We start from the raw sequence: 22,262 nt of genomic DNA, 5'->3' as shown, positions 1-22,262 counted from the left end.
TGGGTTCGGGTGGTGTCGCCAGATAGAATGATTCTGGGCCGCAGGCGGCGGGGCGGCAATGGACCACGTCAACGGACTCCGATCGGAATTTGGGCAAATGCACATGGAGCATCGGCTGCTGACACAACCGGTCCCGGCCGACTCTGCGGTGGGTCGAGCCTTGCGCCTCTGCCTCGACGAACTGGATGCGCTTGCGGCGGAGTACGTCAGGGATGTCCGTCAACTCGGTGGCTACCCGGCATCCGCTGTGAGCGAGGCAGACCTCCTCGCTGCCGCACGAGGGTCGGTCGAGTTCCTGCTGCGCACTGTCGGTGGGCTGCCGTTGACGGACGATCTCAAGACGATCTCGCTGAGGATCGGACGCAAGCGTGCCCGCCAGGGCATCCCGATCGACTCGTTGCTCCGAGCCGTGCGCATGGACTTCCGCCTCGTCTGGAACGCGATGCGTCGACACGTCCCCGACGATTCGGTGCTGGAGTTCACCGAAGGCGTCGTCCCGATCTGGGACGCGGTGGAGATCCATACGCTCGACGTGCATTCCGGATACCTCGCCGAACTCGCCGTGCTGGCCCGCGAAGCAGAGCACGAAAGGGCCTTCCTGCTGCGGCGGCTCCTGACGGCTGCGACACCGGACGCTCAGATCACGGCGCAGGTGGCCAGGGCGCTGCACGTCCAGGAGGACCGGCACTTCCTGGTGGCGGTCGCCGCGCCCACGATGCAACCCGAATTGAGAGCTGCCGCGGGTGCCGCGTCGGCGGATCACCTCGTGCACGACATCGACGGCGAGACCTTCGCGATCATCGAGTCGGGCCTAGACGAGGAGATGCCCTCGTGGCTGCGCGGGTCTCCGGTCGGGGTCGCGCCACTCGCCCGTGGGCTGATCGAAGTCCCCCGCGCGGTCAGGATCGCTCGCAAGCTCGCCGCGGTGATCCCGGGCGATGCGCCTTTCCGTGCGTTCACGATGCACGCCGACTGGGCGCCATCCGTCGCCGCAGACCTCGGCGAGTTCGGGCGCGCACTCTCAGCGGTGGTGCTCGCCCCGCTGGATGCCAGACCGGAAGCGGAGCGCGCTCTGGTCATCGAATCGCTGCGGAGCTTCCTGCGCACCGGTTCGGCCGCACGCTCGGCGGAAGAGCTCTACTGTCATCGCAACACGATCCTGAACCGGCTGAACAGGTTCACCGAGATCACGGGATACGACGTGACTCACCCTGCGGAAGCCGCGTTGATCCACCTCGCGCTCGAATGCGCGGATCCGATCAGAACGCCTCGTTGACGCCCTGATGGTCCGGGTTGAGCAAGCGTGCCGCCAGGAGGCCGCCCGGCCACGATGAGCGGGGAGCCTTCTCCGGCCGCCGCAGAGCCTGCGCCGTCACCGCGTCGCCCAGCACGCGCTCGATGTCGAGGCGGGGATACTCGTCGAACAGGCGGCGCAGCTCGGCATCCGGCGGGGAGGCGAGGGGGCTCCGGCCGAAATCCGCGAGGACGCCGAGCCGGATCAGTCGAGTGGCCGTGCCCATCCGTTCGGCGATGCCGGGGGAGGTGTGGAGCGCGATCGCCTCCCACACCGGCGTGATTCTCTCTGCCGGCCAACCGGACGCTTCGAGGAAGCGCGCGGCCGCATCCGCGCCCTCCACTTCGAATCGCTGCGACCCGTCGTTCTCGTCAGCCGTGCCCGCGTCGTGGAACAGCGCCGCCACGGCGAGCGTCTCACGATCGGCCTCGGTCAGACCGTCGACTTCACCGATGCTCGCGGCGAGATGGAAGGTGCGGATGCTGTGGTTGTAGATCGCCGGATGCACGATCGAGCGCACGTGCCGCGCTGCCTCGCGAGCGACGTCGCTCTCGACGGACAGAAGTGGTTCGCTCATCCTGGCTCCTCTTGGTGATCATCCGAACCTAAGCCTTCAGGCGGTCAGGCCGGCCGTCACTGCGGTATCTCTGGTGCAGCGCCCAACGCGTGATCGCGCTGTGTGGCAGCGGCACATCGCAGAGACCCGGATCGTGAACCGCTGGATCCCGTAGTCCCTACTTCGCGACGAGCGTGGTCGCGAAGCTGTACATGTCGGGCCGGTAGCAGTGGTGGCCGACCTCGAAGGCTTTCCCTGATGCGTCGTACGCGACGCGCTCCATCGTGAGGACAGGGCCGCCCTTGTCGATGTCGAGGAGGGTGCTCTCATCTCCGTGTGCTCGTCGCGCCCCGATGCGCTGGTTCGCGACCCGGATCGTCACGCCCCGGGCGCGCAGGATCTGGTACAGGCCCTTGGTCTCCAGCTGCTCGGTGGTGATGTCCGCGAACTCCGCCGGGAGGTAGTTGACGAGGATCGCGACGGGCACCCCGTCGGTGGACCGCTGACGCCGCAGGTAGACGATCTCCGAGCCGACGGGCACGCTCAGCGCGGCCGCCGTCTCGGCGTCGGCGGACCGGGTGTCGTGTTCGAGCACGCGCGTGCCGGGTTCGTGGTGCGAGCCCTGCAGATCCTCGTAGAGGCTGGTCAGCTCGACCTGCCGCGTCACCTGCCCCTGCACGACCTGCGTCCCGATTCCACGCCGGCGCACGAGCAGCCCTTTGTCGACGAGCTCCTCCATCGCGCGGCGGATCGTCGGTCGCGACAGTCCCAATCGTTTGGCGATGGCGATCTCGTTCTCGAGCCGCGCGCCCGGCGGGATGTCCCCGGAACGGATGGCCCGCTCCATGGCCGACGACACCTGGAAGTAGAGCGGAACGGGGCCGGTGCGGTCGAGCGATGCCAGCAGGTCATCCAGTTGCACCACGTCGTCTGCCATGCGTCCGATCCACCCTCGCTCTATTGACGCGACAATCTAACATGGATGCTTTCATGTTCGGAAGCTGACGCCGTTCCCCTGTTGCGGGGAATCGGCCTTGTGCTATTGTCAGGACAATTGCCCGACGATGCGGTCGCCCCAGACGCCGCAGAGAGTTGTACACCGGAGTATGACCGAGAACGCTTCCCCACTCGACGTGCTGGCCTTCGGCCGGCTCGGCGTCGACATCTACCCTCTGCAGTCCGGCGTGGGTCTCGAAGACGTCGCGACCTTCGGCAAGTACCTCGGCGGCAGTGCCGCCAACGTCGCGGTCGCCGCAGCGCGCCATGGCCGCTCGGTAGCGCTCGTCTCGGGCGTCGGGGATGATCCGTTCGGTCGCTATCTCCTGCGCGAACTGGGCCGGCTCGGCGTCGACCCCCGGTACGTCGCCGTCGACTCGTCGCTGGCGACCCCGGTGACGTTCTGCGAGATCTTCCCTCCCGACGACTTCCCGCTGTACTTCTACCGTCAGCCCAAGGCGCCGGACTTGAACATCGATCCCGCCGCTGTCGACCTCGAAGCCGTTCGCGCCGCGCGCATCCTGTGGTTCACGGCCACCGGGCTCAGCCAGGAGCCGAGCCGGGCAGCCCACTACACCGCGCTGCAGGCCCGCACGGCAGGGACGACGGTGTTCGATCTGGACTACCGGCCGATGTTCTGGGCAGATCCTGCGGATGCGCGCACCCAGGTCGCGCGCGCCCTCGAGCACGCGACGGTCGCCGTGGGCAACCGTGAGGAGTGCGAGATCGCCGTCGGCGAGACCGAGCCGCAACGAGCGGCCGACGCTCTCCTCGAGCGCGGTGTCGAGCTCGCGATCGTCAAGCAGGGCCCGAAGGGCGTTCTCGCCAAGACCCGCAGCGAGACCGTCGAGGTCCCTCCGCACTGGGTCGAGGTCGTGAACGGGCTCGGCGCCGGCGATGCCTTCGGTGGGGCGCTGTGTCACGGACTCCTCGCGGGATGGGGCCTCGAACGCATCCTGCGCTTCGCCAATGTCGCCGGAGCGATCGTGGCTTCGCGTCTGGAATGCTCCACCGCCATGCCGACCGAGGCCGAAGTCGAAGCCCTCATCCAGGGGGGAGGGCGCTGATGGCCCCGCAGTTCCTCACCGCGGAAGCGTTCGACCGCCTCCGCGACATCCGCGCATCCGCGCCGCAGACGGTCGGGGAGGTTCTCGCCCGTCGTCGTCGCCGCGACGTGCTCGGCGGTGACGGACGCCTGTTCATCGTCGCCGCCGATCACCCCGCTCGCGGTGCTCTCGCCGTCGGCTCGAACCCGACCGCCATGGCCGATCGCTACGAGCTGCTCGACCGGCTCGCCCTCGCGCTCAGCCGTCCGGGCGTCGACGGGGTGCTCGGCACGCCCGACATCATCGACGATCTCGCCGCGCTCGGCCTGCTCGACGACAAGATCATCGTCGGCTCGATGAACCGGGGCGGTCTGCGGGATGCGTCCTTCGAGATGGACGATCGCATGACCGGATACGACGTACCCGGCATGCTCGATGCGGGCATCGACGTGGCGAAGACCCTCCTCCGGGTCAACCTCGACGACCCCGGCACGGCTCCGACTCTCGCCGCGATGGCCGATGCGGTGACTCAGGCCGCGGCGGCGAAGCTCCCGATCATGCTCGAGCCGTTCATGAGCCGATGGGTGGACGGACGCATCGTGAACGACCTGTCGACGGATGCCGTCATCCTGTCGATCGCGATCGCCTCGGGCCTCGGATCGTCGAGCGCCTACACCTGGATGAAGATCCCCGTCGTCGACGACATGGAGCGTGTCATGGCCGCGACGACGATGCCGACCCTCTTGCTCGGCGGCGACTCCGGCGCCGACCCCGACGAGACGTTCGCGGCCTGGGAGGACGCGCTCTCCCTCCCGGGAGTGCGGGGGCTCACCGTGGGCCGCACCCTCCTGTATCCCCCCGACGGGAACGTCGCCGCAGCCGTCGACATCGCTGCCGGCCTCGTCCACCCGACCAGCTGACCACCGAAGGAAACCTCCATGAGCACGACGCAGACCGCACCCCTCCGCGACGGCGCCGAGTCCGGTGTCCGCCTCCTCACCCACTGGATCGACGGCGCTGCCCGCACCTCCACCAGTGGGCGGACGGCTCCCGTGTACAACCCGGCGACCGGTGCCGTCCAGTCGCACGTGGCGCTGGCCGACCAGGCCGAGATCGACGAGGCGATCGCCTCCGCGCAGCGCGGCTACGACGTGTGGAGTCGCTATTCGATCGCGAAGCGGCAGACCGTGCTGTTCTCGTTCCGTGAGCTGTTGAACGCGCGAAAGCAGGAGCTCGCCGAGATCATCACGGCCGAGCACGGCAAGGTCGTCTCCGACGCGATGGGCGAGATCCTCCGCGGGCAGGAGGTCGTGGAGCTCGCGACCGGGTTCCCGCACCTGATCAAGGGCGCGTTCAGCGAGAACGCCTCGACCGGCATCGACGTGTACTCGCTCAAGCAGCCTCTCGGCGTGGTGGGTGTGATCTCGCCGTTCAACTTCCCCGCCATGGTTCCGATGTGGTTCTTCCCGATCGCCATCGCCGCCGGCAACGCGGTGATCCTCAAGCCGTCCGAGAAGGACCCGTCCGCCGCGCTCTGGCTCGCGCAGATCTGGAAGGAGGCGGGCCTCCCCGACGGTGTCTTCACAGTGCTCCAGGGTGACAAGCTCGCGGTGGACGGACTCCTCACGAGCCCGGTCGTCCAGTCGATCTCGTTCGTCGGATCCACGCCCATCGCGCAGTACATCTACGAGACCGCCTCGAAGCACGGCAAGCGGGTCCAGGCCCTCGGCGGCGCCAAGAACCACATGCTGGTCCTCCCGGACGCCGACCTCGACCTCGTCGCCGACCAGGCCGTCAACGCCGGCTACGGTGCGGCGGGCGAGCGCTGCATGGCGATCTCGGTCGTGCTCGCCGTGGAACCGGTCGCTGACGCGCTGATCGAGAAGATCACGGAGCGCATCGGTCGTCTGCGGATCGGCAACGGTGCGGGCGACGCGAACGGGGAACCAGACATGGGACCGCTGATCACCGACGTGCACCGCGACAAGGTGTCGTCCTACGTGGACATCGCGGAGGCGGACGGCGCGACCATCGTCGTCGACGGACGCGGGCTCGTGGTCGACGGGCACGAAGACGGATTCTGGTTCGGTCCCACCCTGATCGACGACATCCCGACGACGTCACGTGCCTACCAGGAGGAGATCTTCGGACCCGTCCTCTCTGTCGTGCGCGTGCAGTCGTACGACGAAGGCGTCGATCTGATCAACTCGGGCCAGTTCGGCAACGGCACGGCCATCTTCACCAACGACGGAGGAGCGGCCCGCCGGTTCCAGAACGAGGTGCAGGTCGGCATGATCGGCATCAACGTCCCGATCCCGGTTCCCGTCGCGTACCACTCGTTCGGCGGCTGGAAGCAGTCCCTCTTCGGTGACGCCAAGGCCTACGGCGTGCACGGCTTCGATTTCTTCACGCGCGAGAAGGCCATCACCAGCCGCTGGCTCGACCCGGCCACGCACGGCGGCCTGAACCTCGGCTTCCCGCAGAACGATTGATGCCGAACCGCCCCGACGAGAGAGACACATGAGCACCACGGACCAGCGTTGGTTCCACCGGCGGGGCGCGCTCGCCCACGACGGCTGGGAGAGCGTCGTCGACGAGCGGACTCCCGACTGGGAGCACACGGGGATCCGCGTGGCGGAGATCGGCCCCGGCACCACGGTGGAACTGTCGGACACCGGCATCGAGCGCATCGTGGTTCCGCTCTCGGGATCGTTCGACATCGTCCACACGGCTGACGGGATCACGACCACGACGCACCTCGCCGGCCGCGCATCCGTGTTCGACGGTCCGACGGATGTCCTCTATCTCTCCGCCGACTCCACGGCGCACCTCACGGGCGAAGGGCGTGTCGCCGTCGCGACGTCGCCCACCACGGTCGTCAAACCGAGTCGGCGCATTCCGGCCGCCGAGACCCCGATCGAGCTGCGGGGCGCCGGTGCGTCCAGCCGGCAGGTGCACAACTTCGGCACTCCGCTCGCGCTCGACGCTGCGCGCCTCATCGTGTGCGAGGTCATCACGCCCGCCGAGAACTGGTCGTCGTATCCTCCCCACAAGCACGACGAGCACGTGCCGGGCCGCGAGTCGCGCCTCGAGGAGATCTACTACTTCGAGGCCGCTCCCGTGGCCGGATCGGTGGCTGGATCGGATGCCGGCGGCGACGCGGCCTTCGGGATGTTCAGCACGTACTCCTCGCCCGCCGGCGAGATCGACATCAACGCGATGGTGCGCTCCGGAGACATCGCCCTGGTGCCCTACGGCTATCACGGACCTGCCGTGGCAGCACCGGGCTACGACCTCTACTACCTCAACGTGATGGCGGGTCCCGACCCGGAACGCGAATGGCTCATCAGCGACGACCCCGCGCACGCGTGGGTGCGCGACACCTGGAAGGGGCAGCAGATCGATTCTCGGCTGCCCTTCGGCAACGAGACAGAAGGACAGCAGTGATGGCGGCGACGAAGCGGATGACGGTCAGCCAGGCTCTCGTGGAATTCCTCGGACACCAGTGGACCGTCGACGGCGACATCCGCGAGCGCACGATTCCCGGGATGTTCGGCATCTTCGGTCACGGGAACGTGGCGGGGATCGGGCAGGCGCTCAAACAGGCGAACGTCGAGCAGCCGGACCTCATGCCCTACTACCAGGCGCGCAACGAGCAGGCGATGGTGCATCAGTCGGTGGGCTTCGCCCGCATGCACCGCCGTCGCGCGACGCTCGCCTCGGCGGCATCCGTCGGACCCGGTGCCACGAACATGCTGACCGGCGCCGCTCTGGCGACCACCAACCGCCTCCCGGCGCTGCTGCTGCCCAGCGACACGTTCGCGACGAGGGTGGCCGACCCCGTGCTGCAGCAGCTCGAGCAGCCGTGGGACACCGGTCTCACCGTCAATGACGCCTTCCGCCCGCTCTCCAAATTCTTCGACCGCGTCCAGCGCCCCGAGCAGCTCTACTCGATCGCGCTCGCCGCGATGCGGGTGCTCACCGATCCCGCCGAGACCGGCGCCGTCACGATCGCGCTCCCGGAAGACGTCCAGGCCGAGGCGATCGACGTCCCGGTCGAGTTCCTGCAGGACCGCGAGTGGCACATCCGTCGTCCGCTGCCGGAGCGCGGCCCGCTCGCCCGCGCGGTCGCCGCGATCCGCGGGGCGAAGAAGCCGCTCATCGTCGCCGGCGGGGGCGTGATCTACTCGGGCGCCGAGGACCAGCTGCGCCTGCTCGTCGAGGCGACCGGTATCCCTGTCGCCACGTCGCAGGCCGGTGGGGGAGCCCTCGATTGGGACCACCCGCAGAACCTCGGCGGCGTCGGGGCCACCGGCACGCTCGCCGCCAACCGGCTCGCGGCGGAGGCCGACGTCATCATCGGCATCGGCACGCGCTACAGCGACTTCACGACGGCATCGCGCACGGCGTTCCAGAACCCCGCCGTCGCGTTCGTCAACATCAACGTCGCGTCGTTCGACGCGTACAAGCACGGCACGCAGCTGCCGGTCATCGCCGACGCCAGGGAGGCACTCGTCGCGCTGTCGACCGAGCTCGAGGGGTACCGGGTGCCGACGGAGCACGCCGCACGTGCCACGCGCGAGAAGGCGGGCTGGGATTCCCTCGTCGACGACGCCTTCGCACCCAGCGGGCGCGCTCTTCCCGGACAGTCCGAGATCATCGGCGCCATCCAGGCGGCCAGTGCGCCGAAGGACGTCATCGTCCAGGCGGCGGGTTCGCTTCCGGGTGACCTGCACAAGCTGTGGCGCGTGCGGGATCCGCTCGGCTACCACGTCGAGTACGCGTTCTCGTGTATGGGGTACGAGATCGCCGGGGGGCTCGGCGCCAAGAGGGGACTCATCGCCGATGGTGACGACCGTGACGTCATCGTCATGGTCGGCGATGGGTCCTACCTCATGCTCAACAGCGAACTCGTGACGGCGGTCGCCGAGGGCATCAAGCTCATCGTCGTGCTGATCCAGAATCACGGCTACGCCTCGATCGGGCATCTGTCCGAGACCGTCGGATCGGAGCGCTTCGGCACGCTGTACCGGGAGTACGACCCCGCGGCACGCAACTTCCAGGGAGAGGCGAAGCTCCCGGTCGATCTCGCCATGAACGCACGGAGCTACGGCCTCGACGTCATCGAGATCGCGCCGGGACCGGATGCGATCGCCGACCTCGCTGCCGCGGTCGCGACGGCGAAGGCATCCGACGGCCCGACGTTCATCCACATCGAGAGCGACCCGCGGCTGTACGCGCCGGGAGGCGAGGGCTGGTGGGACGTTCCGGTCCCCGAGGTCTCGAGCCTCGCGTCGACGCAGCGCGCGCGTGCCGAGTACGAGCAGCTGCGCACCCCGCAGCGCCCGCTGCTGGGACCGGAGGCGGGCGAATGAAGGCAACGGTGGCCGGTGCGCCGGTGAGCTTCGGCGTGTTCGAGATGACCCCGGAGGGCTCGGAGACGATTCACCCGGACGACATGCTCGAAGTCCTGGCCGAGTCCGGGTATCAGGGTGTCGACCTCGGCCCGCTCGGGTACTTCGGGCGGTCGACCGAGCTGCGCACGCGGCTGGAGCGCCACGGCCTCGAGCTCGCGGGCGGCTGGGTGCAGCTTCCGTTCTCCGATGACGAGGCGTTCGAGGCGGCGATCCCCGGTCTGAACGATGCCTTGCGGGTGTTCGCCGATGCGGCGGATCGCGGGCCCGCCCGCCTGCCGCTTCCCACTCTGGCCGACGACGGCTCGGCCGCTCGGCGCGCGTCTCCCGGCCGCGGCGGCGACGTCGATCCGCTCTCCGAGTTCGCGTGGGGGCGGCTTCTCGCCAACACCGAGCGTGCCGCGGCGCTGGTCCGTGCGGCTGGCTTCGAGCCCACGTTCCACCACCACGCGGGCACCTTCGTCGAATCGCCCGAGGAGATCGATCGATTCCTGGCGAACGTCGACGTCGACCTCACGCTGGACACCGGGCACCTGTTCATCGCGGGCGGCGATCCGCTCGAGGCGGTGTCGCGCTGGGGCGACCGGATCAACCACCTCCATCTCAAGGATGTGGACCTCGCCGAGCTGCGCCGCGTCCTCGCCGCGGGCGGCGGCATGCCCGAGGTGTGGTCGTCCGGTGCCTTCGTCGCGTTCGGTGCGGGCGACATCGATCTCGTCGCCGTCATGGATGCTGTCGAGCAGCGCGGCTTCGACGGATGGATCGTGGTGGAGCAGGACGTGCTGAACGGTCCGGACGTCTCCCTCACCGACTTCCGCGCCGCGCGAGCCGCCGATCAGCTTCGCAATCGCGAAGCCCTGAGCGCCTGGGCCTGATCTCCCCTTCTTCCCCGCTTCCACCTCGACCACGACAGGAAAACCGATGACTCACACACCCCTCCGATTCGGCTTGATCGGGACCGGCCGTATCGGTCAGGTCCACGCTGCGAGCATCGCCGCCGATCCCGACGCCGTCCTCAGCTGGGTCGCCGACCCCTTCGTCGACGGTGCGCAGCGAGTGGCAGCGACGTACGGAGGTACGGCGACCGACAACGCCGACGAGATCTTCGCCTCCGGCGCCGTCGATGCCGTCCTCGTCGCCTCGCCGACGGCGACGCACGTCGACCTGATCGCGCAGGCGATCGATGCCGGCATCCCGGTGCTCTGCGAGAAGCCGATCGATCTCGACATCGCGCGGGTCGACGCACTGCGCCCGAAGGTCGCCGCTGCCGGCGTGCCGGTGGCGCTGGGGTTCAACCGCCGCTTCGATCCCTCCTTCGCCAGCGCGCGGGCACGTGTCGCCGCCGGTGAGATCGGTGCGCTGGAGCAGCTGACGATCATCAGCCGCGACCCGTCGGCTCCGCCCGCGTCCTACGTCGGTGTCTCCGGAGGGATCTTCCGCGACATGACGATCCACGACTTCGACATGGCGCGCTTCTTCCTCCCCGAGATCGTGGAGGTCTCGGCGGTGGGAACCACCACGTTCGACGACGGTGCGCGTGAGCACGGCGACTTCGACACGGCCGTGACGACACTGCGCGCAGCATCCGGTGCGATCGTGACGATCGTGAACTCCCGCCACAGCTCGGTCGGATACGACCAGCGCATCGAGGCCTTCGGCGGACGAGGGGTGCTGCACGTCGCCAACGCCCCATCCAGCCTGGTGAGCCTGTCGACCGCCGACGCCGTCGAGGCCAAGCCGCCGTACGAGCAGTTCTTCCTCGAGCGGTACGCCGTCGCGTACGCCGCCGAACTGCGCGAGTTCATCAAGCTCGCGCGCGGCGAGGCGTCGACGAGCCCCACGTTCGAGGACGGCCGCGCAGCACTCGTGCTCGCGGACGCCGCGCAGCGCTCGGCGACCGAGCGCGTGATCGTCCCCGTGGCGCTCGGCTGATCGCGCCATGGTGACGGCACACGGGTCCTTCCGGCTTGCGGCATCCGCTGAGATGCTCTTCACCGAGCTTCCCTTCGTCGACCGGGTGCGACGACTGCACGATCTCGACTTCGAGGTGGAGATCTGGGACTGGAGTTCGAAGGACCTTCCCGCCCTCGCGGCGACCGGAGCGGTCTTCTCGTCGATGACCGGCTACCTGCGGGGCGATCTGACGACGGAGGACGGGATCGCGGAACTGCTCGCCACGGCCGAGGAGTCGCTGCGGATGGCGGACGTCATCGATTCGCCGCGGCTGAACCTGCACGGCACCGGATTGGATCCGCACGGCCTTCCGGTGCGTCCGCGCGAGAGTGTGAGCGGGGCGGATTGGCTGCTGGCGGCTGACACGCTCGGCCGCCTGGCCGAACTCGGCCGACGGGCAGGACGGGTCTTCACGCTGGAGAACCTGAACACCGCGGTCGACCATCCGGGCACGCCGTTCGCCCGCGCGGCCGACACCCTCGCCCTTGTCCAGTCGGTCGATTCGCCGGCGCTGCGGCTCAACCTCGACCTGTACCACGCGCAGATCGGCGAGGGGAACCTCATCGATCTCGTGGGCCGGGCGTTGCCGTGGGTCGGTGAGATCCAGGTCGCCGACGTGCCGGGGCGGTGTGAGCCGGGCACGGGGGAGATCCGCTACGAGGCGATCGCCGACGCGCTCCGCGACCTCGACTACGACGGCGTCGTAGGTCTGGAAGCGTGGGCATCGACCGATTCGGAGGACGCGCTCCGCGCCTTCCGCGAGGCCTTCGCCCGCTGACCCGCTGACCCGGAGAACGGGGGTGGGGTGGAGCGCCCCACCCCGACCTTCAGGCGTCGTAGGTCGTCGGGCCATCCACCGTCGCCACCGGAGTCCAGGATCCGGATGCTGCGCTGCGCACGGCCGCGTCGACGATCTCCGCTGCCGACCAGGCGTCGGCAGCGGACGGGGCGAGCTGCCGGCCCTCCACGACGGAGCGCAGGAACAGGGACGCCTCGATGGTCTTCAGATCATCGAAGCCCATGCTCGTTCCCGCGCCGGGCTGGAAGTGCGCGAAGTCGCCGTGACCCGGCCCGACCATGATCGTGCGGTAGCCGGAGGTGTCATCGGCGAGCTGGAGCTCGTTGAGCCGTTGGAAGTCCCAGCGCAGCGATCCCTGGGTGCCGTAGACCTCGAGACGGTACTCGGCGCGGGGGCCGATGGCGACACGGCTCGATTCGAGGACGCCGACCGCTCCCGAGTCGAAGCGCGCGAGGACGGCGGCGTAGTCCTCGTTCTCGACCTGCCCCCGGGGCCCGTCGCTCGCGCCCTTGCTGAAATGGCTGGCCGCGCCCGAAGCGGGCAGCGGGCGTTCGCGGATGAAGGTCTCGGTCACTCCGCTGACCGACGAGATCCGGCCGACGACGTACTGCGCCAGGTCGGCGCCGTGCGAGAGCAGATCGCCCAGCACACCGGTGCCGGCCCGCTCGCGCTGGAACCGCCACGTGAGGGCGCCGGCGGGGTCGGCCGAGTAGTCGGCGATGAGCGCCACGCGCACGTTGGTGATCGTACCCAGGGCTCCTTCGCTCACCAGCTTCCTCGCGTGCGCGACCGCGGGTGCATGACGGTAGTTGAAGCCCACGGAGGTCATGAGCCCGGCCTCCGCCGCGCCTCTGGCGATCTCGCTCGACTCGTGCACGCCGCGCCCCATCGGCTTCTCGATCCAGAACGGCTTGCCGGCCGCGATGGCGGCCAGAGCGATCTCGTGATGGAGGAAGTTCGGCGAACAGATCGAGACCACGTCGACGTCGTCTCGATCGAGCACCTGCGCGTAGTCGGCGACCGCCTCGCGGTACCCGAGGAGCTCGGTGGCATGCGCGCGGCTGTCCGGATCGGGATCCGCCGCGACGATGAGTTCGGTGGTCGCCGGAAGATCGGGATAGTGCCGGGGCGCTGCCAGATACGCCCGGGAGTGGAGTCGTCCCATCCATCCGACGGAGATGAGCCCCACACCGATGTGCGCCCTGTTGGTCATGGCTGTCCTTTCAGCGAAGATGTACGCCTACATTACCCATTGACAGAATGTCTTGACAAACATTCCTCCTCGATGTCAGAATCTCCCCGACACCGACGTCACAGGATGCGATCAGTCGATGTCGACTGCGTCCTCACCGAAAGGGAAATCACATGAAAAAGCGCCTCCTCGGCGGCCTGGGACTCGCGGTATCAGCGGTCCTGCTGCTGTCGGCCTGCTCGGGCACCGGCCAGGAAACGACCGACGGCGACGGCGGTGGAACCGGAGACACCGAGTCGAAAGGCTTCACCTACGCCGTTGTGACCCACTCCGCCCCCGGCGACGCCTTCTGGGACCGCGTCAAGTCCGGCGCAGAACAGGCCGGAAGCGACTACGGCGTCGACGTGACCTACAACTCCGACCCCGACCCCGCGAAGCAGTCGCAGCTCATCGACAATGCGATCGCACAGGGCGTGGACGGAATCGTCGTCTCGATGGCCAACCCGGACGGCGTCAAGGACAGCGTGGAGCGGGCGGTGAAAGCAGGGATCTCCGTCGTGACCATCAACTCCGGACTCGAGAAGTTCAAGGAGTTCGGTGCGATCACCCACATCGGACAGAGCGAGTCCATCGCCGGCGCGGCCGTGGGCGAACGCCTCGGCACGGAAGGCGCCACCAAGGCGCTGTGCGTCATCCAGGAAGCCGGCAACATCGGGCTGGAAGAGCGCTGCACGGCTGCGGCCGAGGCCTTCAGCGGATCGATGGAGAACCTCCAGGTCGACGGCACCAACGACGCCGAGGTCAAGGCCACCATCAAGTCGAAGCTCCAGGCCGATCCTTCGATCGACGCCGTGCTCACGCTCGGCGGACAGTACGCGATCGACGCCGTCGGCGCGGTGGATGAGTCCGGCAGCTCGGCACAGGTCGCGACCTTCGATCTCTCCGAAGACGTCGTCAGCGCCATCGAGGATGGCAGCATCCTGTTCGCGGTCGACCAGCAGCCCTACGTGCAGGGATTCCTGGGTGTGACAGCGGTCTACCTGAAGAGCCTGAACGGCAACGACATCGGCGGCGGTCAGCCGGTCTACTCCGGTCCGGCGTTCGTCACGAAGGACAACGCGGCCGAGGTCGCAGAGTTCGCGAAGAACGGCACGCGCTGACCATCCCCGCGGAGCCGGAGGTCACCCCTCCGGCTCCGCGACACGAAAGGAGCCGACGATGACCACGACGGACATAGTGACAATCGCGACGCGACCACGAATGGAGCGTCAGCCGGTACGACGGCTGCTGGCACGACCCGAGATCGGGGCGCTCGTCGCCGCACTCGCGGTGATGATCTTCTTCTCCGTGTACACCGACACGTTCATGACGATGGCGGGTGCCGGCGTCTGGCTCGAGTCGGCCTCGACCTTCGGCATCATGGCGGTCGCGGTGGCCCTCCTCATGATCGGCGGCGAGTTCGATCTCTCGGCGGGCGTGATGACGGGCTTCACCGCCCTCATCGTCGGAGTCCTGACCACGCACTACGGTGTCAACATCTGGGTCGCCGCCGTCATCTCGCTCGCTGCCGCCCTGGCGATCGGCGCTCTGAACGGGCTGCTCGTGATGAAGACGGGCCTGCCGAGCTTCATCATCACCCTCGGAACGTTCTTCGTGCTCGCCGGTATCGACCTGGCCGTCACGAAGCTCATCACCGGGCAGGTCGCCATCCAGGGCATGACCAAGGTGCCGTTCTACGACACGATCCAGCCCGTGTTCGGGTCGTCGATGCAGATCGGCGGCGGCACCTTCTACATCTCCGTGCTGTGGTGGTTCGTGGTCGCGGCGCTCGCGACCTGGGTGCTCCTGCGCACGCGCTCCGGCAACTGGATCTTCGCGGTCGGCGGCGCGCTGAACTCATCGCGCCAGGTGGGCGTTCCCGTGCTGAAGACCAAGATCGGTCTGTTCATGGTGACGGCGGGAGCGGCCTGGCTCGTCGGGATGATCTCGCTGTTCCGCACCTCGACCGTTCAGGCCAACACCGGCGTCGGCCAGGAGTTCATCTACATCATCTGCGCCGTCGTCGGCGGCTGCCTGATGACCGGCGGTTTCGGCTCGGCGATCGGCGCGGCCCTCGGCGCGCTCATCTACGGGATGGTCTTCCAGGGCATCACGTTCGCACAGTGGGACACGAACTGGCTTCGCACCTTCCTGGGCGCGATGCTCCTGCTTGCCGTCTTCCTCAACCACTGGGTACGTCTTCGAGCAGGAGGAACGAAATGACCACGTCCACTGCCGCAGCGGTTCCCGTCGTCGAAGTCCGCGATGTCGGCAAGAGCTACGGTGCGATCAACGCACTCAGCGGAGTCTCGACCACGGTCAACGCCGGGCAGGTGACCTGCGTCCTCGGCGACAACGGCGCCGGGAAGTCCACCTTCATCAAGATGCTCGCGGGCGCCCACACGCCCAGCGAAGGAGAGATGCTCCTCGACGGCAAGCCGGTGAGCTTCTCCTCGCCGCGAGCAGCGCTGGATGCCGGAATCGCCACGGTCTACCAGGACCTCGCGGTCGTCCCGCTGATGCCCGTGTGGCGCAACTTCTTCCTCGGCTCCGAGCTCACGAAGGGGCGTGGACCTCTGCGTCGCCTCGATGTGAAGCGGATGAAAGAGGTCACCTACACCGAGCTCGCCAACATGGGCATCGATCTGCGTGACGTGGATCAGCCGATCGGCACTCTCTCGGGTGGTGAGCGCCAGTGCGTCGCGATCGCCCGCGCGGTCTACTTCGGTGCCCGCGTGCTGATCCTCGACGAGCCCACGGCCGCCCTCGGCGTGAAGCAGTCGGGCGTCGTGCTGAAGTACATCGCACGGTCGCGCGACCGGGGGTTGGGTGTGGTCTTCATCACGCACAACCCGCACCACGCGTTCCCGGTGGGTGACCGCTTCCTGCTGCTCAATCGCGGCACCAGCATGGGCAACTACGAGAAGTCCGAGATCACGCTCGCAGAGCTCACCAGCCTCATGGCCGGTGGTGCCGAACTCGATTCACTCGCCCACGAGCTCGAGCAGGCGCTCGGTGCGGAATCCTCGATCGTTCGGGAGATCGAGAAGGAGGCCGACGGATTGCCGGGTGCGCTGCGGGATCCCTCGGAGGCTTGAGACTGACGCAGGGAGTCCCGGTGACGGCAGGTCACCGGGACTCCCCGCGTCAGCGGATGGCGGGAGTGCTCACCTGTTGTCTGCGAGCGTCTGGGAGACCCAGTCGCGATACGCCGTGACGTTCGTGTAGAGCCCCGGACCCTTCTCGCAGGACGGGGATGCGGCGCCCGGGCCGGAGGTGACGCCGATCAGCTCCCAGCGGCCGTTCCTTCCGCGCTGGATCTGCGGTCCGCCGGAGTCGCCGTTGCACGCCATCGCATCGGCCCTGTGGCTCACGGTGCACAGCCGGGTGTCACCCGCGTAGCCCGTGTCGCACTCGGACGGGTCGCCCACGAAGGTCCCGAGTTCGCGGAGCTTCTCGGACATCTTCCACTTCGTGGGGTCCTTGTGCGGCTTCGTCACACCGAACCCGAGGATGCGGGTCTTGCTTCCGGGGGCGGCGGCGTGATCGGCGATCGTGATCGGCTTCGACTTGACCGGTCGATCGAGGCGGATCAGTGCGATGTCGTTCTGGTTGGGCTGGCCCTGGACGTAACCGGGGTGCTGGAACACTTGGACGATCTCTCGGACGGTCCCGCCGGAGGAGCGCTTGCCGCTGCCGATGCGGACGGTGCCCTGGGCGAACGACCCGATCTCCCGGTCGACGCAGTGCGCGGCGGTCACGACCCACTCCCGGTCGATGAGGGCTGCGCCGCAGTTGCCGTCGTCGAGTCCGGCGAGCGGGGCGGCGATGGGGATGCTCGCCATGAACGGATACCTCTCGGAGCCGGCGGAGCCTCCGACGATCGTCCTGGCGGATGACGCGGCGGTCGTCGCCTGTGCCGGAGCGACGGCGCCGGCGGTGAGGGCGACGCAGCAGGCTGCGCCGGCGATGACGCCGACGACCGAGCGGGTCAGGACGCGACGGAGTGCGAAGATTCCGGACTTCGAGGGGGTGGTGGTTGAGGTGTGGTGCGGTGAAGACGTCATACTTCGACGTTAGAAACGATGCGGCGGCGATCCCCTACGGCGGGCTGCCCGAAGAATGGTGGTGCTGGCTCCACCTCAGGGCCTCAAGACCTCGGGCCGGCGGGCCGGCGGGTCGTCAGCGCCGGATGCCGACGTAGACCGTGTTCGACGAGACCCCTCCGGTGAGGCGGTTGTCGAAGTCGACGACGTGGGCGCGGCAGTCGTCGAAGACGGCGGCGAGCGTGATCATGAACTCGTCGTCGGGCGGATCGTCGGACCAGAGCGCGAAGACGCCGCGGTCGGCGAGGTGCTGCGCGAGCGCGGTGAGGCCGGCCTCGGTGTAGAGGTCGGCGTGGGTCGGGTCGAGGGTGTGGCGCGGCGAGTGGTCGACGTCGAGCAGGATCGCATCGTGGCGCCGCGCGGCATCGTCCGGCGCCGCACGTACGACGGCGAAGAAGTCGTCGTGGGTGAGCGTCGTCCGCGCATCGCCCACGAGTGTGGACGACACCGGCAGGAGCTCACGCTCATGCCAGCCGATCACCGCGGGCAGAGCGTCGATCACTTCGAGTCGAGCCACGCGGGCGTCTCCGAGCGCGGTCACCGCGGTGTATCCGAGACCGAGGCCCCCGACGAGCACGCTCAGGCCTTCGCCGGTGGCGGCGGCGAGGCCGAGTGTCGCGAGCTCTTCCTCCGCGACCGTGAAGAGGCTCGACATCAGGTACTCGTCGCCGAGCTTCACCTCGTAGATCATCTCGCCCGTGGCCGCATCCGCGCGGCGGCGGAGCATGAGCTCGCCCATGCGCGTCTCCTGCCAATCGAGCTCTTCGTACCGTGCGATCATTCCGGCGCCTCTCGTCGACAGGCCCCCAACCCTACGCTGTGCCTCGACGGTTGCCGTCCTGCTCGAGCAGCGCCTTCGCCACGCGTCGCGCTGCGAGGAACGGCTTCGCGAAAGTCTCCATGCCCACGCTGACGATGGCGCCTTCGTAGAGCAGCATCATCGCCTCCGCCATGGCCCGCGGATCGTGCGCATCCGCCTCGCGGCAGAGCTCGTCGAACACGTCGAGCAGCCACACCTTCTGGCGGGAGACCTCCGGGAACACCGGGTGCCCGTCGTGGCCGTCGCCGATCTCGGCGCGGGCGTTGATCGCGCTGCATCCCTTGGCGCTGTTCTCGTCCGACCAGGAGTCTGCCGCATCGAAGATGGCGAGGATCCGCTCCACGCCGGGCTGCGGAACGCGAGCGAGGTTCTCCGCGACGTGCACTCGCCATCGGGCATCGCGGTGCTGGAGATACGCGACGACCAGCGTCTCCTTGGAGCCGAACCGGTCGTAGAGCGTCTTCTTCGTGACACCTGCAGCCTCGGCGATGGTATCGACGCCCACGGCATGGATGCCGCGCTCGTAGAAGAGTCGCGAAGCCGCGTCGAGGACCCGCGAGGCGCCGGGGGTGAGCGGGGCGAGGACGGGAACAGGCTGGGTCATGCCTCGAGTATACCAACCTGTATAGTCGAGATCATGAGTAAACAGATCGGTATACTTTCTGCTCTCGTGACCGCGCTCGCTGCCGCGGCGTTCGTGGTGACCTGGAGCTCCGGATTCCTCATCGCTGCCATCGGCACAGCCGAAGCCGCGCCCCTGACGATGCTCGTCTGGCGCTTCGTGCCGCTGGCGGTCGTGCTGCTGATCGTCGCGGTCGCGACGGGAGCCGCCCGACAGGTCACCCGGTCGGCTCTGCGGCGGCAGGCCGCCATCGGCCTCTTCTCGCAGTTCGGCTACTGTGCAGCGATCTACGCGGCCACCGCCGCGGGCATCGCGACGGGCACCGTCGCACTGATCGACGCCGTGCAGCCGCTCGTGATCGCCGTGCTGGTCGGGCCGCTCCTCGGACTCCGCGTGCGCGGAGCCCAGTGGGCGGGGCTCATCGTCGGTGCGGTCGGCGTGCTGTTCGTCGTGCGCTCGCAGTTCGGGCACTCCGACGCGCATCCGCTCGTATACCTGCTGCTCGTCGCGGGAATGGGGAGCCTGATCGTCGGCACGTTCATCCAGCGGCGGACGAACGTGCAGACCGGAGTGCTCGCGACCCTGACGATCCACGCCACCGTGTCGGCAGCCGCACTGCTGGTGCTCGCCGCCGCGACCGGTGCCCTCGTGCCACCGGCATCCGTGTCCTTCTGGTTGGCCGCGGTGCTCGCGGCCGCCTTCCCGACGGTGGCGGCGTACGGCCTGTACTGGTGGCTGCTGCGCCGCGTCGGGATCACGGCGCTCAACGCCCTCCTGTTCCTCATCGCCCCGTTCACGGCGGTCACCGGGGCGGTGCTCCTCGGGGAGACCCTCACGATCCTGTCGCTGATCGGCTTCGCGCTCTGCGGCCTCGGCGTCGCGACCGTGCTGGTCGGGGAGGCACAATCGGCGCGCGGCGCGGCTCTTGGCTCCCGCGCCGCCGGGGGTGCGTCGTGCCCACAGGCGCGCGGCCACGTGGTGGCACGCTCGACTCCCCAGGCGTCAGACTGAGTGACGTCGTCTGCCGAGGGGGAGAACCTGTGACACACCGCGCACCGATCGTGCTCATGACCGACTGGGTCGCGCCTCTCCCGCCGGCGGAGCTCTTCGCATCGGCGCGGGAGCAGGGCTACGACGGAGTCGAGATGTGGTGGCCCGCCGATCCTGCCCGGCAACGCGACCTTCGTGCGGTCGTGGAACGGTCGGATGCTCGTGTCTCGCTGCTCGCGACCAGTGGACACTCCGATCCGCGCACCCACATCGCCGAGCTCCAGCGCACTCTCCGCGAGATCTCCGAGAGCGGCATCTCGCCCCTGCATGTGACGCTCCATGCCGGCCGCGACCACTGGGACGACGGCGACCATGACCGGCTCGCCGACGCGATCCGCGCCACCCGTGCCGACACCGCGCTCGACGTGCTCGTCGAGCTGCACCGTGCCCGGATGCTGTTCGCCGCGCACGCTGCACGCCGCATCCTCGAGCGGCATCCCGACCTGCGGGTGACATTCGACATCTCGCACTGGCTGGTCGTCGCCGAGTCGATGCTCGACGATCAGACCTCCGCCGTCGACCTCGCGATCGACCGTGCGGATCACATCCACGCCCGCATCGGGCATCCCCAGGGACCGCAGGTGAACGACCCCGAGGCGCCGGAGTGGCGGGAGGTGGTCGGGCGGCACCTGCAGTGGTGGGATCGGATCGTCGAGCGCCTCCGGAACGAGGGGCGTCCGGTCACCTTCCTCGCCGAGTTCGGGCCCGTCGACTATGCGCCGAGCGAGGCGGGGTCGCGCGTGCCGCTGCGCGACCCCGCGTCCTCGAATCGATGGATGCTGCGCACGCTGCGCGAGAGGTACCGGGAGCCGGATCACACTGTTTCACACAGTGCCCCCTGAGCACGTGAACACCGCTTCGGTACGGTGGACTTGTGTCTGGGGACACACACGTGGGGCAGTTGTACGGCGATGGCGATGCGAACGCGAAGTGTCTGGGGACTGGGGAGTTCACTGGCGGCACGCATCGACCACGCTGAGGGCATCGCTGCTCATTCACGTCGGGCCGGTAGCGATCATCGTTGCCGGCCCGACGTGTGCCCTCACCAGCGGACGGCCGCCCGATCGGCGAGCAGAGTGGGTGCGGGGATCGTCACAGCGTCCAGGTCGATCGTCGGCACATCCGCCTCTCCGCGCCACGCCGCAGCAGGTGATTTCAGGGGCCCGAGATCGGGCTGCGCCGGGGGAGCGGCCACGTCCGGGAACGGGATCCCCGCCGGAGACGTCGACGGCGGGATGCTGCCGGCCTCAAGTGCGGCCGGTGCGGCGCACGGGGATGCCGTCTGAAGGTCGGCGGGTGAGGTGGTGCGCAGCGTGTTGCCCTCCCAGCAGTTGCCACTGCCGGCGCCCCGGGCGCTCGCCGCATAGACGGCGTCGACGCCGTTCGCCTCGAACACGTTGCCGGTGATGCGGTTGTCGATCGGCCCGAGGTCTTCCGCCGAGGTCACGATCATCCCCGCGGTCGGATTGCTCGCGACCAGGTTCGCGCGGATGTCGTTCGCCGTGCCGCCGGCGACGCCGATGCCGATCCCGAATCCGCCCTCGGCCTGCTCGGGGGTGTCCGCCTGCGCGTTCGCCGCGACGACGTTGCCCGCGAAGGTGGCTCCGGCCTGTGGCAGGTAAGCCTCCTGGTAGTCGGAGTTGATGGTCGCACCGACCCGATTGCCGGCGAAACGGTTGCCGACGATGAGCAGATCGCCCCCGGCATTGGCGATCTCGAACCCCACCGCGTTGTGCTCGGCGACGTTGCCGGAGACGACGATCCCGCACCCCTGGCACTGGCCGACGTAGATCCCGGAATCGGCTCCGCCCGAGGCGTACGAATCGGTGATCGCCCCATTCGCCGAGTTGAACGCGTAGATGCCGTAGAGGCCGTTGTTCGATGCCGTCACGTGGTCGACGAGGAAGCCGTCGAGAAGGGGGAAGTCCTCCGGATCGACCGACCGATAGCCATCGTGACCACCCACCGCGACGCCGTCGTCGTTGCGCATTCCGGTCACCAGCACACCGTTCTGCGTGGCATTCCGCACGGTGAGATTCTGCACGGTGACGCGAGGTGCGGAGACGACGATCCCGTTTCCGCGCAGCACTTCCCCGTCGATGACGACGCCGTTCCGGTCCTGTCCGCGGAGCGTGATCCCGGCGGTCTCGATCGTGACGGTCTCGCGGTAGACCCCCGCAGAGACGAGGACCGTGTCGCCCTCCGACGCGGCCTCGACGGCATCGGAGATGGTCGGATAGTCGGCCGGAACGGCGCGGATCACGGGCGGCTTCTCGGCGGTTTCGGGGGTCGCCGGAGCCGAGCATCCCGTGAAGAGCACGGCCGCCGAGACGAGCAGCAGGCCGGTCAGTCGATTGCGCATCGCATCATGATAG

General features: G+C 68.5%; 21 protein-coding genes. 14 read left to right on the top strand and 7 right to left on the bottom strand.

Annotated elements, in window-relative coordinates; translation table 11 throughout:
- The first annotated feature begins 97 nt into the window (after positions 1-97).
- Positions 98-1,276, top strand: a complete 1,179-nt coding sequence (locus V5D55_RS05725; RefSeq protein WP_435748418.1) for a helix-turn-helix domain-containing protein — start codon at positions 98-100, stop codon at positions 1,274-1,276.
- On the opposite strand, the gene V5D55_RS05720 is transcribed toward V5D55_RS05725, so the two are convergent.
- Together V5D55_RS05720 and V5D55_RS05715 are read right to left on the bottom strand one after the other, a co-directional pair.
- A complete protein-coding gene (locus V5D55_RS05720) occupies positions 1,260-1,871 on the bottom strand; it encodes an HD domain-containing protein (RefSeq protein ID WP_435748417.1) in 612 nt (203 codons plus the stop codon). The two genes, V5D55_RS05725 and V5D55_RS05720, sit on opposite strands and share 17 nt — an antisense overlap.
- Positions 1,872-2,028: 157 nt before the next feature.
- Positions 2,029-2,787, bottom strand: a complete 759-nt coding sequence (locus V5D55_RS05715) for a GntR family transcriptional regulator (RefSeq protein ID WP_435748416.1) — start codon at positions 2,785-2,787, stop codon at positions 2,029-2,031.
- Positions 2,788-2,956: 169 nt separating this feature from the next.
- Between V5D55_RS05715 and iolC the strand changes: the two genes are divergently transcribed.
- From iolC to V5D55_RS05675, 8 genes are read left to right on the top strand one after another with little or no spacing between them, the layout of a single operon-like run.
- Positions 2,957-3,913, top strand: a complete 957-nt coding sequence (gene iolC / locus V5D55_RS05710) for a 5-dehydro-2-deoxygluconokinase (RefSeq protein WP_435748415.1) — start codon at positions 2,957-2,959, stop codon at positions 3,911-3,913.
- Positions 3,913-4,812, top strand: a complete 900-nt coding sequence (locus V5D55_RS05705; protein WP_435748414.1) for a class I fructose-bisphosphate aldolase — start codon at positions 3,913-3,915, stop codon at positions 4,810-4,812. The genes iolC and V5D55_RS05705 overlap by 1 nt, the downstream gene beginning before the upstream one ends.
- 18 nt (positions 4,813-4,830) lie before the next feature.
- Complete coding sequence (locus V5D55_RS05700; RefSeq protein ID WP_435748413.1) at positions 4,831-6,384, top strand: CoA-acylating methylmalonate-semialdehyde dehydrogenase; 1,554 nt, start codon at positions 4,831-4,833, stop codon at positions 6,382-6,384.
- Between the two features lie 28 nt (positions 6,385-6,412).
- Positions 6,413-7,339 carry a 5-deoxy-glucuronate isomerase gene (gene iolB / locus V5D55_RS05695; RefSeq protein ID WP_435748412.1) on the top strand — a complete coding sequence of 309 codons (927 nt, stop codon included), beginning with the start codon at positions 6,413-6,415 and terminating at the stop codon, positions 7,337-7,339.
- On the top strand, positions 7,339-9,267 hold the full coding sequence (gene iolD, locus V5D55_RS05690) for a 3D-(3,5/4)-trihydroxycyclohexane-1,2-dione acylhydrolase (decyclizing) (protein WP_435748411.1): 1,929 nt from the start codon (positions 7,339-7,341) through the stop codon (positions 9,265-9,267). The genes iolB and iolD overlap by 1 nt, the downstream gene beginning before the upstream one ends.
- On the top strand, positions 9,264-10,181 hold the full coding sequence (locus V5D55_RS05685; RefSeq protein ID WP_435748410.1) for a sugar phosphate isomerase/epimerase family protein: 918 nt from the start codon (positions 9,264-9,266) through the stop codon (positions 10,179-10,181). Before iolD ends, V5D55_RS05685 begins: the two co-directional genes overlap by 4 nt.
- Before the next feature lie 46 nt (positions 10,182-10,227).
- Positions 10,228-11,238: an inositol 2-dehydrogenase gene (gene iolG / locus V5D55_RS05680; protein WP_435748409.1), complete on the top strand. Its 1,011-nt coding sequence runs from the start codon at positions 10,228-10,230 to the stop codon at positions 11,236-11,238.
- Between the two features lie 7 nt (positions 11,239-11,245).
- The gene (locus V5D55_RS05675) at positions 11,246-12,037 is read left to right on the top strand and encodes a TIM barrel protein (RefSeq protein ID WP_435748408.1); all 792 of its coding nucleotides are present in this window, start codon (positions 11,246-11,248) and stop codon (positions 12,035-12,037) included.
- 49 nt (positions 12,038-12,086) lie between these two features.
- Here the strand turns inward: V5D55_RS05675 and V5D55_RS05670 are convergent, their stop codons facing one another.
- A complete protein-coding gene (locus V5D55_RS05670; RefSeq protein WP_435748407.1) occupies positions 12,087-13,271 on the bottom strand; it encodes a Gfo/Idh/MocA family protein in 1,185 nt (394 codons plus the stop codon).
- A gap of 152 nt (positions 13,272-13,423) precedes the next feature.
- Here V5D55_RS05670 and V5D55_RS05665 point away from each other — a divergent pair, with 152 nt between their 5' ends.
- Genes V5D55_RS05665 through V5D55_RS05655 form a run of 3 tightly spaced genes read left to right on the top strand, consistent with a single transcriptional unit; the run spans position 13,424 to position 16,387 of the window.
- Positions 13,424-14,410, top strand: a complete 987-nt coding sequence (locus tag V5D55_RS05665) for a sugar ABC transporter substrate-binding protein (RefSeq protein ID WP_435748406.1) — start codon at positions 13,424-13,426, stop codon at positions 14,408-14,410.
- Positions 14,411-14,468: 58 nt separating this feature from the next.
- Complete coding sequence (locus tag V5D55_RS05660) at positions 14,469-15,512, top strand: ABC transporter permease (protein ID WP_435748405.1); 1,044 nt, start codon at positions 14,469-14,471, stop codon at positions 15,510-15,512.
- Positions 15,509-16,387, top strand: a complete 879-nt coding sequence (locus V5D55_RS05655) for an ATP-binding cassette domain-containing protein (protein WP_435748404.1) — start codon at positions 15,509-15,511, stop codon at positions 16,385-16,387. Before V5D55_RS05660 ends, V5D55_RS05655 begins: the two co-directional genes overlap by 4 nt.
- A 69-nt stretch (positions 16,388-16,456) precedes the next feature.
- Here the strand turns inward: V5D55_RS05655 and V5D55_RS05650 are convergent, their stop codons facing one another.
- From V5D55_RS05650 to V5D55_RS05640, 3 genes are all read right to left on the bottom strand, one after another.
- On the bottom strand, positions 16,457-17,356 hold the full coding sequence (locus V5D55_RS05650) for a S1 family peptidase (protein ID WP_435748403.1): 900 nt from the start codon (positions 17,354-17,356) through the stop codon (positions 16,457-16,459).
- Between the two features lie 115 nt (positions 17,357-17,471).
- The gene (locus tag V5D55_RS05645; RefSeq protein WP_435748402.1) at positions 17,472-18,176 is read right to left on the bottom strand and encodes a spermidine synthase; all 705 of its coding nucleotides are present in this window, start codon (positions 18,174-18,176) and stop codon (positions 17,472-17,474) included.
- Between the two features lie 31 nt (positions 18,177-18,207).
- Positions 18,208-18,819, bottom strand: a complete 612-nt coding sequence (locus V5D55_RS05640; protein ID WP_435748401.1) for a TetR/AcrR family transcriptional regulator — start codon at positions 18,817-18,819, stop codon at positions 18,208-18,210.
- A gap of 33 nt (positions 18,820-18,852) precedes the next feature.
- Between V5D55_RS05640 and V5D55_RS05635 the strand changes: the two genes are divergently transcribed.
- Together V5D55_RS05635 and V5D55_RS05630 are read left to right on the top strand one after the other, a co-directional pair.
- On the top strand, positions 18,853-19,848 hold the full coding sequence (locus V5D55_RS05635) for a DMT family transporter (protein ID WP_435748400.1): 996 nt from the start codon (positions 18,853-18,855) through the stop codon (positions 19,846-19,848).
- Between the two features lie 29 nt (positions 19,849-19,877).
- Complete coding sequence (locus V5D55_RS05630; RefSeq protein ID WP_435748399.1) at positions 19,878-20,729, top strand: sugar phosphate isomerase/epimerase family protein; 852 nt, start codon at positions 19,878-19,880, stop codon at positions 20,727-20,729.
- A 200-nt stretch (positions 20,730-20,929) separates the two neighbouring features.
- Here V5D55_RS05630 and V5D55_RS05625 read toward each other — a convergent pair whose 3' ends face one another.
- Complete coding sequence (locus V5D55_RS05625) at positions 20,930-22,249, bottom strand: right-handed parallel beta-helix repeat-containing protein (protein WP_435748398.1); 1,320 nt, start codon at positions 22,247-22,249, stop codon at positions 20,930-20,932.
- Positions 22,250-22,262 lie beyond the last annotated feature (13 nt).

It is taken from the genome of Microbacterium sp. PMB16 (assembly GCF_051294855.1).
Classification (GTDB): domain Bacteria; phylum Actinomycetota; class Actinomycetes; order Actinomycetales; family Microbacteriaceae; genus Microbacterium.
Note: the sequence above shows the minus strand (reverse complement) of the source record. Positions and strands in the feature narration are given on the sequence as shown.

What these genes read in the sequence shown, in the direction of transcription:
- V5D55_RS05725 (WP_435748418.1), top strand. Translation starts at nt 98, where the DNA reads ATGCACATGGAGCATCGGCTGCTGACACAACCGGTCCCGGCCGACTCT.
- V5D55_RS05720 (WP_435748417.1), bottom strand. Translation starts at nt 1,871, where the DNA reads ATGAGCGAACCACTTCTGTCCGTCGAGAGCGACGTCGCTCGCGAGGCA.
- V5D55_RS05715 (WP_435748416.1), bottom strand. Translation starts at nt 2,787, where the DNA reads ATGGCAGACGACGTGGTGCAACTGGATGACCTGCTGGCATCGCTCGAC.
- iolC (WP_435748415.1), top strand. Translation starts at nt 2,957, where the DNA reads ATGACCGAGAACGCTTCCCCACTCGACGTGCTGGCCTTCGGCCGGCTC.
- V5D55_RS05705 (WP_435748414.1), top strand. Translation starts at nt 3,913, where the DNA reads ATGGCCCCGCAGTTCCTCACCGCGGAAGCGTTCGACCGCCTCCGCGAC.
- V5D55_RS05700 (WP_435748413.1), top strand. Translation starts at nt 4,831, where the DNA reads ATGAGCACGACGCAGACCGCACCCCTCCGCGACGGCGCCGAGTCCGGT.
- iolB (WP_435748412.1), top strand. Translation starts at nt 6,413, where the DNA reads ATGAGCACCACGGACCAGCGTTGGTTCCACCGGCGGGGCGCGCTCGCC.
- iolD (WP_435748411.1), top strand. Translation starts at nt 7,339, where the DNA reads ATGGCGGCGACGAAGCGGATGACGGTCAGCCAGGCTCTCGTGGAATTC.
- V5D55_RS05685 (WP_435748410.1), top strand. Translation starts at nt 9,264, where the DNA reads ATGAAGGCAACGGTGGCCGGTGCGCCGGTGAGCTTCGGCGTGTTCGAG.
- iolG (WP_435748409.1), top strand. Translation starts at nt 10,228, where the DNA reads ATGACTCACACACCCCTCCGATTCGGCTTGATCGGGACCGGCCGTATC.
- V5D55_RS05675 (WP_435748408.1), top strand. Translation starts at nt 11,246, where the DNA reads ATGGTGACGGCACACGGGTCCTTCCGGCTTGCGGCATCCGCTGAGATG.
- V5D55_RS05670 (WP_435748407.1), bottom strand. Translation starts at nt 13,271, where the DNA reads ATGACCAACAGGGCGCACATCGGTGTGGGGCTCATCTCCGTCGGATGG.
- V5D55_RS05665 (WP_435748406.1), top strand. Translation starts at nt 13,424, where the DNA reads ATGAAAAAGCGCCTCCTCGGCGGCCTGGGACTCGCGGTATCAGCGGTC.
- V5D55_RS05660 (WP_435748405.1), top strand. Translation starts at nt 14,469, where the DNA reads ATGACCACGACGGACATAGTGACAATCGCGACGCGACCACGAATGGAG.
- V5D55_RS05655 (WP_435748404.1), top strand. Translation starts at nt 15,509, where the DNA reads ATGACCACGTCCACTGCCGCAGCGGTTCCCGTCGTCGAAGTCCGCGAT.
- V5D55_RS05650 (WP_435748403.1), bottom strand. Translation starts at nt 17,356, where the DNA reads ATGACGTCTTCACCGCACCACACCTCAACCACCACCCCCTCGAAGTCC.
- V5D55_RS05645 (WP_435748402.1), bottom strand. Translation starts at nt 18,176, where the DNA reads ATGATCGCACGGTACGAAGAGCTCGATTGGCAGGAGACGCGCATGGGC.
- V5D55_RS05640 (WP_435748401.1), bottom strand. Translation starts at nt 18,819, where the DNA reads ATGACCCAGCCTGTTCCCGTCCTCGCCCCGCTCACCCCCGGCGCCTCG.
- V5D55_RS05635 (WP_435748400.1), top strand. Translation starts at nt 18,853, where the DNA reads ATGAGTAAACAGATCGGTATACTTTCTGCTCTCGTGACCGCGCTCGCT.
- V5D55_RS05625 (WP_435748398.1), bottom strand. Translation starts at nt 22,249, where the DNA reads ATGCGCAATCGACTGACCGGCCTGCTGCTCGTCTCGGCGGCCGTGCTC.